Origin of the sequence: Pseudomonas sp. EL_65y_Pfl1_R83 (assembly GCF_963970695.1) — a bacterium.
In the GTDB taxonomy this organism is placed as follows: Bacteria; Pseudomonadota; Gammaproteobacteria; order Pseudomonadales; family Pseudomonadaceae; genus Aquipseudomonas; species Aquipseudomonas tritici.
Map to the genome: position 1 here is coordinate 1 of NZ_CAXAQI010000151.1, position 587 is coordinate 587.

General features: G+C 69.7%; 1 protein-coding gene. It reads right to left on the reverse strand.

Annotation, left to right across the window (positions count from 1 at the left end; translation table 11 throughout):
* Positions 1-587 (reverse strand): flagellin N-terminal helical domain-containing protein (locus tag AACY08_RS28135; RefSeq protein ID WP_445262051.1); only part of this gene is annotated, 587 nt, incomplete at both ends.

The window sequence follows — 587 nt, forward strand, 5'->3', positions numbered from 1 at the left end:
TCCTCAAGCGCGGTGCGGTCCACTTCGCGCGCGCCTGCGGCGTCGGTTGCCTGGGACGAGACGATATCGAGCCGGGCGGCGCGCGCACCGACCGAACCCTGCACGTCCGATACCTGGTTGAGCGCCGACTGGATCGCGGTCGCCGCTGTGCCCGATGCGGCAGTGGCGGTTGCCGTGCCACCGGCGTTGAGCGCCGAAATGTAGGTCGACAACACCGCGAAAATATCGGTGGTGCCGCCCTTGCCGTCGGAGATCCCGCCAAACACGCGCTGCGCGCTGTCGGTCGCGCGGACGTCGGTGCCGTCGCCAACGGGAATCGCGGGGACTTCACCGGTTCCGTCGAACGTGACGGTCCCGTCGGCGGCCTGCGTGACCGCGCCCTTGCCCGTCGCCGCCGCGAACAGCGGCTGGCCGCGCGCATCGGTCGTTCCCGCCAAGTTCACCAGATCGTCGCGGATGCTTTGCAGCTCGGTCGCGATCGCCTTGCGATTGGCGTCGTTCAGCGTGCCGTTGGCGGCCTGGGTGGTCAGTTCGGCGGCACGCTGGAGCTGCGAGGTGACGGCGGTGAGCGTCGTGTCGGATTGCTG